The organism is Bacillus sp. FSL R5-0431, from assembly GCF_038002985.1.
Lineage (GTDB): Bacteria > Bacillota > Bacilli > Bacillales > Bacillaceae > Bacillus.
The window spans coordinates 53,870-67,122 of the sequence record NZ_JBBOOG010000001.1 but is presented as its reverse complement, the minus strand read 5'-3'; the positions used below and the strand labels follow the sequence as shown (position 1 = coordinate 67,122).

The 13,253-nt window shown below is 42.0% G+C and carries 14 protein-coding genes; all 14 read right to left on the bottom strand.

Annotation, left to right across the window (positions count from 1 at the left end):
• Window positions 1–109: 109 nt before the first annotated feature.
• Window positions 110–646: a stage V sporulation protein T gene (gene spoVT, locus MKZ03_RS00350; RefSeq protein WP_003217990.1), complete on the bottom strand. Its 537-nt coding sequence runs from the start codon at window positions 644–646 to the stop codon at window positions 110–112.
• Window positions 647–785: 139 nt separating this feature from the next.
• On the bottom strand, window positions 786–4,319 hold the full coding sequence (gene mfd, locus MKZ03_RS00345; RefSeq protein ID WP_341030639.1) for a transcription-repair coupling factor: 3,534 nt from the start codon (window positions 4,317–4,319) through the stop codon (window positions 786–788).
• A 67-nt stretch (window positions 4,320–4,386) separates the two neighbouring features.
• Complete coding sequence (locus tag MKZ03_RS00340) at window positions 4,387–4,617, bottom strand: anti-sigma-F factor Fin family protein (RefSeq protein WP_003217967.1); 231 nt, start codon at window positions 4,615–4,617, stop codon at window positions 4,387–4,389.
• A gap of 55 nt (window positions 4,618–4,672) precedes the next feature.
• Window positions 4,673–5,239 carry an aminoacyl-tRNA hydrolase gene (pth, locus tag MKZ03_RS00335; protein ID WP_012008658.1) on the bottom strand — a complete coding sequence of 189 codons (567 nt, stop codon included), beginning with the start codon at window positions 5,237–5,239 and terminating at the stop codon, window positions 4,673–4,675.
• A gap of 140 nt (window positions 5,240–5,379) precedes the next feature.
• A complete protein-coding gene (locus MKZ03_RS00330) occupies window positions 5,380–6,006 on the bottom strand; it encodes a 50S ribosomal protein L25/general stress protein Ctc (protein WP_307498826.1) in 627 nt (208 codons plus the stop codon).
• Between the two features lie 137 nt (window positions 6,007–6,143).
• Window positions 6,144–7,097 carry a ribose-phosphate diphosphokinase gene (locus MKZ03_RS00325; RefSeq protein WP_060595354.1) on the bottom strand — a complete coding sequence of 318 codons (954 nt, stop codon included), beginning with the start codon at window positions 7,095–7,097 and terminating at the stop codon, window positions 6,144–6,146.
• Between the two features lie 22 nt (window positions 7,098–7,119).
• Window positions 7,120–8,490: a bifunctional UDP-N-acetylglucosamine diphosphorylase/glucosamine-1-phosphate N-acetyltransferase GlmU gene (gene glmU / locus MKZ03_RS00320; protein ID WP_034665711.1), complete on the bottom strand. Its 1,371-nt coding sequence runs from the start codon at window positions 8,488–8,490 to the stop codon at window positions 7,120–7,122.
• A 199-nt stretch (window positions 8,491–8,689) separates the two neighbouring features.
• Window positions 8,690–8,986, bottom strand: coding sequence for a septation regulator SpoVG (gene spoVG / locus MKZ03_RS00315; RefSeq protein WP_034324487.1), 297 nt, complete (start codon window positions 8,984–8,986; stop codon window positions 8,690–8,692).
• Between the two features lie 225 nt (window positions 8,987–9,211).
• The gene (gene ridA / locus MKZ03_RS00310) at window positions 9,212–9,589 is read right to left on the bottom strand and encodes a 2-iminobutanoate/2-iminopropanoate deaminase (RefSeq protein WP_334750979.1); all 378 of its coding nucleotides are present in this window, start codon (window positions 9,587–9,589) and stop codon (window positions 9,212–9,214) included.
• 38 nt (window positions 9,590–9,627) lie between these two features.
• Window positions 9,628–10,461 (bottom strand): pur operon repressor, encoded by an 834-nt coding sequence (purR, locus tag MKZ03_RS00305; protein WP_034665706.1) that lies wholly within the window; start codon window positions 10,459–10,461, stop codon window positions 9,628–9,630.
• A 55-nt stretch (window positions 10,462–10,516) separates the two neighbouring features.
• Window positions 10,517–11,386, bottom strand: a complete 870-nt coding sequence (gene ispE, locus MKZ03_RS00300; protein WP_034665703.1) for a 4-(cytidine 5'-diphospho)-2-C-methyl-D-erythritol kinase — start codon at window positions 11,384–11,386, stop codon at window positions 10,517–10,519.
• 146 nt (window positions 11,387–11,532) lie between these two features.
• Entirely contained in the window at window positions 11,533–11,718 is a 186-nt protein-coding gene (locus MKZ03_RS00295; protein ID WP_012008653.1) for a small, acid-soluble spore protein, alpha/beta type, read from the bottom strand.
• Between the two features lie 163 nt (window positions 11,719–11,881).
• Window positions 11,882–12,139 (bottom strand): biofilm formation stimulator Veg, encoded by a 258-nt coding sequence (veg, locus tag MKZ03_RS00290; protein ID WP_003217979.1) that lies wholly within the window; start codon window positions 12,137–12,139, stop codon window positions 11,882–11,884.
• A 204-nt stretch (window positions 12,140–12,343) separates the two neighbouring features.
• Window positions 12,344–13,237 (bottom strand): sporulation peptidase YabG, encoded by an 894-nt coding sequence (gene yabG / locus MKZ03_RS00285; protein ID WP_106039738.1) that lies wholly within the window; start codon window positions 13,235–13,237, stop codon window positions 12,344–12,346.
• Between the last annotated feature and the right edge of the window lie 16 nt (window positions 13,238–13,253).

The following is a 13,253-nucleotide window of genomic DNA, read 5'->3' as shown; positions in this document are numbered from 1 at the left end:
AGACGGCACATTCCTCGTTTTGTTTCATCCCATATAAAAAACGCCGACAAAATCAAATGATTTCATCGGCATTCTTTCGTTTTATCTATATGATATAGAATTATTAGACCTAATGTTCCATTTGACGGGCTAAGAAGCCAGCTGCCGTTTCTGCCGCTTTATGCTCCACTTCTCCCATTGAACGCTCTTTAGAAAATAAGACGACGGCGCCAATCGGATCTCCGTTTGCAACAATAGGTGCAATGGTATAAGCAGATACGTCATCATCAATACCATCGACAAGTTGAATTTCTTTTTTGCTTTCTTCTAATACAGAATTACGCTGGTCCATTGTTCGTTCAAGTAAATCACTGATGGATTTGTTTAAGTACTCTTTTTTCGAACTGCCGGATACAGCAATATACGTATCTCGATCACAGATCAGGATGGAATGACCCAAACTGTCGAATAATGCATCAGCATATTCCTTCGCAAAGTCTCCTAGCTCACTAATCGGCGAATATTTCTTCAAAATCACTTCTCCATCGCGGTCGACGAAAATCTCAAGCGGATCTCCTTCCCGGATGCGCAATGTTCTGCGAATCTCCTTCGGAATAACCACTCTACCTAGATCATCGATGCGGCGTACAATTCCAGTTGCTTTCATTCACTGCTGCCTCTCTTTCGTTTGATGATGTGTTGGGTGAATGGAACAAAAGCGTCCACTTTATGCAACATTCACCACTTGACCCTGAGTTTAGTATCCGTCACATCAAACGTAATATACACGAGAGACAAACAAAATTTTATGAAGATGGAATGGTTTCTTTTTTCACTTCTTGAAGGCCTCGAAGCATATTCAGAACGATCTCAAGCCATTCCTCGGTCTTCTTGCCTTTCGTTTGGACAGAAATAATCAGCTTGCTGCCTTCCATTCCCAAGCCTATATCACGGCCATATTTACTGCTGAGCGCAAATAATTTTTGACCGTCGATTTCACTGCTTGCTTGCTCTTCAAGAGTAAGCCTGACAATGCCTTTCTCCATCTTGATCAGTTCGACACGTTCCTGCACTGCGTATACTTTCATCGTCGCAATCGTGAACAAGTCCGCCACTTCTTGCGGATATTCACCAAATCGGTCGATCATTTCATCTTGAAGCTCTTTTCGCTCTTCAATTGATCCAATCGCTCTGAACTGTTTATACATCTCGATCTTTTGCTTCCCATCCGAAATGTAAGTGTCCGGGATGTAGGCATCGATTTGCAGATCGATTTCCGGTTCGAATTTATCTTGAGCCGTTGTATCGCCTCTTCTTTCCTCAATGGCTTCTTTCAGCATTTGAGAATAGAGGTCGAATCCAACAGAATCAATGAATCCATGCTGCTGTGCACCAAGTAAATTTCCTGCTCCTCGAATCGTTAAATCACGCATCGCAATTTTAAATCCTGATCCGAGCTCTGTGAATTCTTTAATAGCTTGAAGTCTCTTCTCTGCTACTTCAGACAGAACTTTATCTTTTCGATACGTGAAATAAGCATATGCGACACGATTCGAACGTCCTACTCGTCCTCTTAGCTGGTACAGCTGAGAAAGCCCCATTTTATCCGCATCGTGGACGATGAGCGTGTTCACATTTGGAATGTCGACTCCCGTTTCAATGATGGTGGTACTGACCAATACATCTGATTCACCTTCAAGGAAATTGATCATCACTGATTCCAGCTCGTTCTCACTCATTTTCCCATGTGCATAGCTGACTTTCGCGTCTGGGACTAGCATGGAGATTTCATCTGCTTTGCGTTCAATATCTTCAACACGGTTGTAAAGAAAGTACACTTGACCGCCGCGTGCTAGTTCTCGCTCAATCGCTTCTCTGACTAAAGCGCCATTGTACTCGACCACATAGGTTTGAACAGGGAAACGGTTTTCAGGCGGTGTCTCAATAACCGATAAATCCCGTACGCCAAGCATAGACATATGCAGCGTACGCGGAATTGGCGTAGCCGTTAATGTCAGTACATCGATATTGGCTTTCATCTGTTTAATTTTCTCTTTATGCGTCACACCAAAACGCTGCTCTTCGTCAATGATCAACAAACCTAAGTCTTTATAGACAATATCTTTAGAAAGCAAACGGTGTGTGCCGATGACCATATCAATCGTTCCGTTTTTCAGCCCTTTTAACGTTTCGGTTGTTTCTTTTCTTGTACGGAAACGGCTCAGCTGAGCGATTTTGACAGGGTAGTCTTGGAATCGGTCCATAATCGTGTCAAAATGCTGCTGCGCTAAGATTGTTGTCGGTACAAGCAGAGCAACCTGTTTTCCGTCAGCAATGGCTTTGAAGGCCGCTCGAATCGCCACTTCTGTTTTTCCATATCCCACATCTCCACAAAGCAGGCGGTCCATTGGACGCTCCCGCTCCATGTCTTGTTTGATTTCGTGAATCGAACGGATTTGATCATCTGTTTCCTGGTAAGGGAACGCTGATTCAAACTGGCGCTGCATCTCATGATCAGGCGAGAAGGCATACCCTTTGCTTGCCTCACGTTCCGCATACAGCTTAATGAGATCATCTGCGATGTCCTGTACAGATGTTTCCACTTTTTTCTTCACACGTTTCCAATCGCTGCCGCCTAGTTTGTACAGCTTTGGTTCTTTACCTTCTGATCCGACATACTTCTGCACCTGATCAATTTGTTCAACCGGTACATAAAGCTTGTCGCTTCCTTGATAATGAATATTTAAATAATCTTTATGAATGCCGCCGATTTCAAGCGTTTCAATTCCTAAATACTTACCGATTCCGTGGTTAATGTGCACCACATAATCGCCGACTTGAAGCTCTGAATAGCTCTTAATTCGCTCTGCATTGGTCAGCTTTTGCTTACGTGCCTGCTTCTTCACACGTTTCTTGAAGAGCTCGCCTTCTGTGATCACGGTAATTTTCGATAACGGCAGTTCAAAGCCTGTTTGCAGCTCACCTTGTAAAATATACACCTGTCCTCTTACAAGCTCGGCGTCCGGCTTGGCAAGAGCGGCTTCAATGTCATAATCATGTAAGACAGAAGATAGTTTATCTGTCCGCTCTTCATCCGCACCTAAGAAGACAACTGTGTATTGTTGTTTTTTGTAGCGTTCAATTTCACTCGCAAGCACATTCATCTGCCCGTGGAAATTCTGCATTTGCTTACTAGATACATTGACGATATTTTGCGGATTTGTCTGCTGGACATGTCTCAGAAACAAGGAGTAGTACAGAATAGACCGCGATTGCTGATTGATCAGTTGTTGGAACGGGAAAGAAAGGGATAAATCATGAAGGATATTACCTTCTTCAAGCAGGCTAATTGTCCAATCAGCTTCTTCCTGTTCAAGCTGTTCTTCCATCTCCTGAATTCTGCTAATTTCATCTAAAATAATAATCGTATCCTGTGATGTGTAATCTAGCAAACTAGCAGGCTTTTCATAGAAATAGGACAGGTACTTCGTCATTTCCTGTGTCACGATACCTTCTAGCAGCTTCTCTCGATCAGCAGAAATATGTTGATGAAGCAGTTCTTTTTGCTGGTCTGAGTTAAATTTCTTTAAGCTCTTCGCAAGTCCTTGATCAAGCTGTTCAATGGCTCTCACTCGTTCAGAACCTCTCACAATCAGCTCTTTTGCGGGACCGATTTTAATCTCTTGAAGTGTTTCTAATGAACGCTGTGTATCTGAGTGGAACGTTCGAATCGAGTCTACTTCTGTATCAAACAGCTCAATACGGATCGGATGATCTTCCGTTAACGAATAAAGATCAATGATTCCTCCGCGCACACTAAAATCTCCGGGCGCAGCAACCATCGACGTCCGGTCATAACCGATTTGTACAAGTTGTTTTGAAAACGCCTCCAAATCAATTTCTTCACCGAGCTTTAAATGGATCTGACTCTCCTTCCAGAGCTCAACTGGCGGAAGCATTCTGCGCACCGCTGCAGCCGGTGTGACGATAATGGGGTTTTCTCCATTCGCCAGCCGGTTCAGAACATCTAGACGCTGTGCTCTGAGCTCAGGGCTGGCAACGGCAATTTCTGAAGCAATGAGTTCATTAACAGGATAAAGAAGGACCGAGCGATCTGAAATCACACTGGCAAGATCATCTGTTACCTTCTGCGCTTGATACAAGTTGTGAGTCACAATAAACATCGGCCGCTTAAGTTCGTCTGATATAGCGGCTGTAAATAAAGATCTGACGGAGCCTGATAGTCCGGCGAGCAGCTGTTCTTTTAACCCTTCCTTTAGCCCATTAAAAATGGACTGAAAATCATCACTTTGTTTGATAAATGATTGTATATTTTTCATTTGGCTCCTCCTCCCTGCTTGTTTAAAACAGAAAAACGCTTTGGTCTATTATCTACACCAAAGCTTTTTATTGAATAAAGGTATGATACTGATGGTAATCAGGATTTCTTTCGAGCGCCTCTTGGCAATCCTCACAAATGGTTTGTACATGTAAATCACCATTTTCCCTATAAGAAATCATATCGTTTCTTTCCTCATTTGTTAAGTGATGAAATCCAAGTGCTTCACTTTGAACAGCGGATTCATCTAGACTGCCAACCTTTACACCACAGTGCCGGCAGTAATAATGCAAAGCCATACGTGATCCTCCCATGCTGAGATTTTATAATCAGTATGTGCTTTGCTTATCATTCTTATACCTTCTTGTTAAAATCATTCATCACTTCTAAAAATGGCTTTGTTAAAGCCGCCTCGCAAGCTTCGACAGACGCCTGAATGGCTGATGCAATGTCAGGCTGCTCCTCTTCAGAAAAGCGTCCTAGCACGTAATCGACGACCTTCATGCCATTTTGAGGACGTCCAATGCCGATACGGAATCGGTCAAACTCAGGTGACCCTAAATGCTGAATCAACGATTTGATTCCATTATGTCCGCCTGCACTTCCTTTTGTACGCAAACGAATCCGCCCAGTTGGCAAATCAAGATCATCATAGATGACTTTCAAATGTTCAAGGGGAATATCATAGTAATCCATTAGCGGACGCACGCATTCTCCTGATAAGTTCATATATGTAAGCGGCTTTACAAGTAGAACCTTTTGCCCTGAAACAAACCCTGTTCCAAATTGTCCATGGAATTTTGATTGATTTAAGGGGATGTCCCATTTTTTCGATAATTCATCTATTGTCATAAACCCGACATTATGTCTTGTTTTTTCATATTCTTTTCCTGGATTACCCAATCCAACGAATGCAATCATGAAACCAATAACCTCCTTTGTCACAAAGCAAACGCCTAAAAAATGAGCCAATAGGATTGCCTCATGTAAAAACGTATGAATTCTTTTCATTCTAGCACAAAAGACGCAACCGCGGGAGGGTTACGTCTCTAATTGACCAGTTATTCTCCATCGTTATCCTTTTCTTTAATGGCCTCAGGTTCTTTTGGTTCCTCTTCGCTATCTGGCTCAGGAACCTCTGATTGCTGAGGCGGCAAAATGGATGCCACGACTTCTTCTGGATCGTTATTCACTTGAAATGATGATTGAACAGGCAAATCAGCGACTGTTAGGACATCATTCACTTCTAAGTTTGTAATATCGGCTTCAATATGCTGCGGGATATCTTTTGGTTTCGCTGTAATGGATAGTTCAAATAGTGGCTGCTGAAGCACACCGCCATCTTTTACCCCTTTAGATTCGCCAATCAGCTGGACAGGTACATCTGCTTCAATTTCACGCTGTAAGTCGACCACTTGGAAATCTGCATGGACAAGCTCATTTTTCAGCGGATCTGTTTGTAATTCTGTGACCATCACGGATTTTGTTTCACCGTTCACGTCTAATGTGATGATTGTATTCTTTCCTTCATCACGTAAGGTCTTTAATAAATCGATGCTGTCTAGTGAAACAGCCAGGTTGTCTGTATTTTTTCCGTATATGACACCAGGAACGTGTCCTGAATGACGGATTTTTTGCAGTGTGGAACGTTTGAAATCAGTTCTTTTATTTGCTTTTAAAGTTGCCATATTCAGCACCATCCTATTTCATTTTTGTCACTACTCTCATAATTACCCATAAGCGAATCATTTTAAACCTATTTGCTATGAATGATGACAGCAAAAAGACCCCAAGCTGATGCCTAGGGCCTTTTTTAATCAGAAAATTAGCTAAAAAGGTAGCTCACAGATTCTTCTTCATGTACACGGATGATGGCTTCTGCAAGCAAAGGCCCAACTGAAAGCGGAATGAATTTTTCAACTTTCTTGTCATCTGTTAAGTGAATACTGTTTGTCACAACCAATTCTTTTATTTTAGAATTTGTGATACGTTCTACTGCTGGTCCAGACAATACTGGGTGAGTACAGCAAGCATATACTTCAGCCGCTCCATTTTCCACAAGTGCATTTGCAGCAAGTGTAATGGTACCAGCCGTATCAATGATATCATCGATGAGAATCGCCGTTTTGCCTTCAATGTTACCAATGATGTTCATCACTTCAGCAACATTTGGCTTCGGACGACGTTTGTCGATAATAGCGATTGGCGCTTTCAGGCGGTCTGCCATTTTACGCGCACGTGTCACACCACCGTGGTCTGGAGACACAACGACGATATCCTTCAAATTTTTCTGTTCGAAATAGTTTGTTAAGATTGGCACAGCCATTAAGTTATCGATTGGAATATCAAAGAAACCTTGGATCTGCGGCGCATGAAGATCAAGTGCAATGACACGAGTAGCACCTGCTGTTTCAAGCAAGTTCGCAAAAAGCTTCGCAGTGATTGGCTCACGAGGTTTTGCCTTACGATCTTGACGTGCATATCCGTAATAAGGGATCACAATATTGACCGTTTTCGCAGAAGCGCGTTTTAGTGCATCCACCATAATGAGCAGTTCCATAATGTGCTCATTGACTGGCGCACTCGTTGATTGAATGACATAACAATCACAGCCGCGAATACTTTCTTCAATATTGATTTGGACTTCACCGTCACTAAAGCGTTTAACAGAGCTCTTTCCTACATCAACTCCGATACGATCGGCAATTTCTTTAGCAAGTTCAGGGTTTGAATTCAAAGAGAATATCTTTAAATTCGCATCAGCATAACGATTAGACATGGTAAACCTCCGGGTATTTGGATTATTTTTTATGAATATTTTTCACATAATCTTCTTTATTGACTTGTCTTGCTCTAGCAATAGACAATGCATCCTGCGGTACATCTTCTGTAACCGTTGAACCAGCTGCAACATATGCCCCTTTTCCGACAGTGACTGGTGCTACTAGATTTGAATTACAGCCAATAAAAGCGCCATCTTCAATCTTCGTTAAGAATTTGTTCTTCCCATCATAGTTGACTGTAATAGATCCACAGCCAAGGTTTACATCAGTTCCGACCTCTGCATCTCCAATATAGCTTAGATGAGATGCTTTGCTGCGGTCACCGAAAACCGTTTTCTTGATTTCGACAAAATTCCCGATCTTCACTTCATCGCCAATTTTCGACAACGGGCGAATATGAGCAAACGGCCCAATTGTCACATCGACTCCAACCTCACTATCGCAGACGACAGATTGCTTAATCACTGTGCGATCTCCGACGATGCTGTCAACAATTTCAGTGTTTGGCCCAATAGTAGCGTCTGCACCGATTTTTACATTCCCTTTGATGACCGTCCCAGGATAAATGATTGTATCTTCACCGATGACAGCATCTGGTGAAATATACGTGTTCTCAGGATCAATCAAGGTCACACCATTCTTCATATGCTGATGATTAATACGTCGCTTCATGAATTGCTCTGCTTGTGATAGAGCGATACGATCATTGACTCCAAGTGTTTCTTCAAAATGCGGTGTTTGATATGCTGCAACCGTTTGCCCTTCATTCTTTAAAATTTCAATGACGTCTGGCAAATAGTATTCACCCTGTGCATTTTCATTCGATACTTGCTCAATCACACGGAAGAGATCTTCATTTGAAAAACAATAGGTCCCTGTATTAATTTCATTCACTTGACGTTCCGCATCATTCGCATCTTTATGCTCCACAATTTTCACGACAGCACCGGTTTCGTCACGAATAATACGACCATAACCTGTCGGGTCATCCGCATGTGCTGTTAAAATAGTGACTTTCGCTTGATGTTTTTGATGCTCGCTCAACATAGCTTCCATTGTTTCCGCTGTCAATAATGGCGTATCACCACAAATGACAATGGTTGTTCCCTTTTCCTGCGCAAGGAACGACTTTGCTTGTTTGACGGCATGTGCTGTTCCCAGCTGTTCTTCTTGAAGTGCATACTCACTTCTGTCTCCAAGCTGCTCTTTGACGTTCTCTGCTCCATGACCGACGATCGTCACTAGCTTGGCTAAAGAAAGCTTTAACGCTTCATCTGCCACATGCTCGACCATTGGCTTTCCGCAAACTGGATGAAGTACCTTGTATAGCTTTGACTTCATTCTCGTTCCTTTTCCCGCTGCTAAAATCACTGCGAACCGCTTATCCATTGATTGGCCTCCAATATCCCTATTATCCATAGAAAAATATATCCTAAATAAGGACTGATTTCAAGGATACAAGAGGAAGTGCAATAATTTTCTAATGGATGGAAGACAAAAGAAACAAGAGTAAAAACGCAAAAAAGACAGCATTTAAAAGAAAACATTCCATTTTCTCTTAAATCTGTCTTTTTGGATTCACATATGATTAAGAAGCTCCAGCTTCTTCATATTCAATTGTTTCTTCCTCTTCGCCTAAGCGATGATATTCATTTAATACAGCATCTTGGATTTTACCCCGAGTACCTGAATTAATTGGGTGTGCAATATCGCGAAACTCTCCATCAGGCGTGCGTTTGCTAGGCATTGCCACAAACAACCCATTGTTTCCATCAATCACACGAATATCATGAACAACAAATTCGTGGTCCAGCGTGATGGATGCAATCGCCCTCATGCGACCATCGGTATTCACGCGGCGTAATCTTACGTCAGTAACTTCCACAGTAGTTCACCACCTTTTCCCAATATAAAAGCATTACTTAGGTATTCAACGATTGTGGTGATTCTCCTGCTCTTTTTTTAAACTTTTTTTGAAATATCGGGATATTTATACATTATTTGTCATTTTGGTGACGACGCTTACATTCTCTGCGTGAAAAAAAGACATCATGATGATGTCTTTTCCTGCATATGATGAAACCAAACGGCTTTCGTTGAGACTGCCTGTTTACTTTACTAATGCAATCACTTCAATTTCTATGAGTGCATCCTTAGGAAGTCTTGCTACTTCCACACATGAACGAGCTGGCTTATGTGTATGGAAATACTCACCGTACACTTCATTTACTTCTGCGAATTGTTCCATATCTTTGATAAAAACTGTTGCTTTCACGACTGTCTCAAAGGAAGCACCTGCTGCTTCAAGTACGGCCTCAAGATTACGGAAGACTTGATGTGTTTGTTCTTTAATATCTCCATTTACAAAGTCTCCAGCTGGCGTTAATGGAATCTGCCCTGAGCTGTAAAACATGTTATTGACAATAATCCCTTGAGAGTAAGGTCCAATGGCTGCTGGTGCATGTTTGGTTTGAACAACTTTTGTCATATCAATCTCTCCCATTCAACTACATGTTTGATCAAAGCTTAAGCTTTCGAATGAAAAAACTCGTGGAAATTGCCTTCATTGATCTCAATGATCTTCTGCTTCATATCAATGGTTGAAAGCTTTAAAAGCGATACATATTCATCAACGAGACGTTCATTTACGCCTTCATCTTCTAAAAGAACACCGATCCCTGCAACATTTGCATTAAATTCCTCAAGCAAATTCATCATGCCGTTAATGGTTCCGCCCGCTTTCATAAAGTCATCAATGATTAGGACATTGGATCCTTTATCTAAACTCCGCTTTGCAAGTGACATGGTTTGAATTCGGTTAGACGAACCTGACGCGTAGTTAATACTTACAGTTGATCCTTCGGTTACCTTATTATCTTTTCTAACGATCACAACAGGCACATTTAAATAACCCGCAACAGAATAGGCAATTGGAATACCCTTTGTCGCAACGGTCATGACGACATCAATCGCACGGTCTGCAAAGATGGTCGCAAACAGCTTACCGATTTTCGCAAGAATTGATGGATTACCTAAAACATCGGTTAAATATAAATAACCGCCAGGAAGTACACGTTCAGGAGTCGATAGAGCCTCTCCGATATCGTTTACTACGTCGTCTGCTTCTTTTAGGTGAATCTTTGGAATATATTTCACTCCGCCAGCAGCACCAGGTACAGTAAGCAATGTGCCTATTCCCTGCTGTTCGAAGGTCTGTTTGATAATCGTTAAGTCTTCACTAATGGAGGACTTCGCAGATTGATATCTTTCTGCAAAAAAAGTTAATGGTACTAGTACGTGCGGGTGGGCTAACAAATAATTTGTTAAGTCCACCAATCTGCCGCTTCGACGAAACTTCATGAACTTACCCCCAGAACCCGAATAATTTATGATAAATATAACTTAATATACGGATTTAATCAAGGGCATTTTGTTCGCCGATCATGCGGACAGCGTATACTTGATCACAAAATCCTCTCAGTCCGTTATATATTCTTTGTACCTTCGATTCATATTGAATCAAGCCAAATACTGTAGGGCCGCTTCCACTCATTAAAACAGCGTCAGCACCGAAACGCTTCATCTGTCTTTTGATCATATCTACTTCTGGGTACATCTTTAATGTCACAGACTCTAGAACGTTGCCGAGTGAGCCGCACATCTCTTTATAATCTTTCGCTTCAATCGCTTCAATCATACGCTTTACATTTGGGTGTTCTACTTTGCTTGCGTCATATTGTCTATAGACTTCAGCTGTAGATACCCCAATCACCGGCTTCGCTAAAATCACCCAGCAATGCGGCGGTGTCGCAATATGCTTCAGCTTTTCTCCACGTCCTGTCGCTAGTGCTGTGCCTCCGTGTACACAAAAAGACACATCTGAGCCGATCTCCGCTCCAAGATCAGCTAGTTCATCTAACGTGAGGTTTAATTTCCACAAACGATTTAAGCCGCGAAGAGCTGCTGCCGCATCACTGCTGCCCCCAGCTAAACCTGCTGCGACTGGAATTGCTTTTGTGATGACAATTGATACACCTTTTTGAATACCGAACCTTGTTTTGAGTAATTTAGCCGCCTGATAAGCCAAATTACGCTGATCATCTGGCACGAATCGATTATGAGATGATACACGGATTTCATCCTTGTCCAGCTCCGTCAGCTCTAGTCGATCTGCAAGGTCTATTGTTGTCATCACCATCTCCACTTCATGATATCCATCCGGTCTTTTTCCATGAACATCAAGTGAGAGATTAATTTTTGCCGGTGCTTTTTCTAAAATACGCAAACATTTCACCTACTTCTCCATCTAAACATAAGTATCAATATTGTATCACATTTGATGGATCTGATGAATATAGGCTTTTACGCCGAGCACACTGACTTTTTCATCAAAAAAAGCCAGAGACACCCGAGGTATCCCTGACCGTTTTTCTATCGTTGATTCTCATCCTGAGCCATGTGCTGTTGAGCTAATTCAATGGCACGTTTGACCATATTACCTGCGTCACGCGCACGAATCTCTCCCCAGCCTCCATTTTTGACGGTATCATAAAATCCAAGATCCTTCGCCAGCTCGTATTTGAACTCATCTGACATAATGCCTCGGCGTCTACCCAAACGAAACAGCCCCTTTAGTCGAGAATTCGAATCAGTGCCACTGCTTTTGTGGCTTTCTTATTTTGTATCGATTCCTTCCTTTTACCCCTTTCAAAAAATGGACAGACTCCCATTCAGAAAAAAAGGCAAAACAAAAAGCAGTAAACAAGAAGTTCACTGCCCATTAATAGGCGACTGAGCTAGCGGTATCATCGAACGTTAATTCGACCGTCTCAGTCAGTATATCTGCATAACTATAAGAAACTCTTTCAAACGAATTCTCATCTTGATCTAATTGAATCACAAATACAGAAGGGTACGTTTCAGCTAAAATGCCCGAACGCTCAATTGTTTTACGGCGGCCCCCGTTAGCCTTTAACGTCAAACGTTTACCTAAGTTACCATCAAGCGATCTTTTGATGTCGGACAAAGTCTTCGCCATTGCATCCACCTCACTGAGATAATTATACAACAACGGCCCGTTTTTGTCAAATAAAAATTAAATTATATCAACGAACACGAGCCATTGTCAACAAAATAATTTTGACAAACTTCTACCTTTTCTTCTCCCTATTTTTCTCAAATTCCGGTGAATTATGTATCCTTTTGCAATTTCTTTTTGAACATAAAAAAAACCAGACTGAAATCAGTCGGGTTGTGTCGATTCATGGTCTCTTTTATATGGCATACCTACCCTTAGAACGCCCTTCGTCTCGATGCCTCCGAGGCCTTTTTCTCTTGTTAATGTATTTCGGAGCACATCCCACACGTTGATTCGATCTACAAATGGAGTGAAGCTGATCTTCGCAACGATATAGACGGGGTCGAGCGCATGGATATTCACACGGGAAGGCGAGCTCGCAAAATTGGCACCTGCTTGGATCAATGATTCGAAATGAGATTGACAGGCACCTGCAAAGATCACAAGCTGATCTAAATGAGGAATTTTCCGTCTTGCTTTTTGAACCGTTTCAACGAAATGACGAGAATGGCGATAGGCACTGATATCATGTACGCCGCCCTTTTGCTTGGAATACGCATCATGTCCTGTGATAACCAAGATATCTGGTCGATATTGATCAATTAACGAGTCAATCATGCTTGGCATTTTCTTCTCATGGCAATGCACACCGTACACAGGTACACCAATTCGTTCATATACATCCAAGCATTTCTTTAAGTATGAAGCATCTCCATCTAAATGAAGGACCTTTCCAGGCATGTGAAAATACTGCTCCTGATGCTGATATTGTCCAGAAGTATAATACTCTTGTTTTTCCCGCAGCAGCTGATAATCCTGTCTAAGTAAGTCAAGCGATTCATTGATTTTTCGTTCGTCATTTTTCTCTCTAGTCAGCTGTTCCTCTTTTTGAACCTTGACGAGATCTGACAACTTGGCATCAGCAATCAGCCTCACTTCATTCCCATGCAATATGGCGGTAGCTTCGTGCTGATCGGTCTCATCAATTCGAATGATTCGAAACAAAATATCCATTTGATAGGATGCCCTTGTCACCATATCTCCTATTTGAAATTGCATGCTTTTCACTCCACAA

Coding starts and splice junctions, on each gene's coding strand:
- spoVT (WP_003217990.1), bottom strand. CDS start 646: ATGAAAGCAACTGGAATTGTACGCCGCATCGATGATCTAGGTAGAGTG.
- mfd (WP_341030639.1), bottom strand. CDS start 4,319: ATGAAAAATATACAATCATTTATCAAACAAAGTGATGATTTTCAGTCC.
- MKZ03_RS00340 (WP_003217967.1), bottom strand. CDS start 4,617: ATGGCTTTGCATTATTACTGCCGGCACTGTGGTGTAAAGGTTGGCAGT.
- pth (WP_012008658.1), bottom strand. CDS start 5,239: ATGATTGCATTCGTTGGATTGGGTAATCCAGGAAAAGAATATGAAAAA.
- MKZ03_RS00330 (WP_307498826.1), bottom strand. CDS start 6,006: ATGGCAACTTTAAAAGCAAATAAAAGAACTGATTTCAAACGTTCCACA.
- MKZ03_RS00325 (WP_060595354.1), bottom strand. CDS start 7,097: ATGTCTAATCGTTATGCTGATGCGAATTTAAAGATATTCTCTTTGAAT.
- glmU (WP_034665711.1), bottom strand. CDS start 8,490: ATGGATAAGCGGTTCGCAGTGATTTTAGCAGCGGGAAAAGGAACGAGA.
- ridA (WP_334750979.1), bottom strand. CDS start 9,589: ATGACAAAAGTTGTTCAAACCAAACATGCACCAGCAGCCATTGGACCT.
- purR (WP_034665706.1), bottom strand. CDS start 10,461: ATGAAGTTTCGTCGAAGCGGCAGATTGGTGGACTTAACAAATTATTTG.
- veg (WP_003217979.1), bottom strand. CDS start 12,139: ATGGCGAAGACTTTGTCCGACATCAAAAGATCGCTTGATGGTAACTTA.
- yabG (WP_106039738.1), bottom strand. CDS start 13,237: ATGCAATTTCAAATAGGAGATATGGTGACAAGGGCATCCTATCAAATG.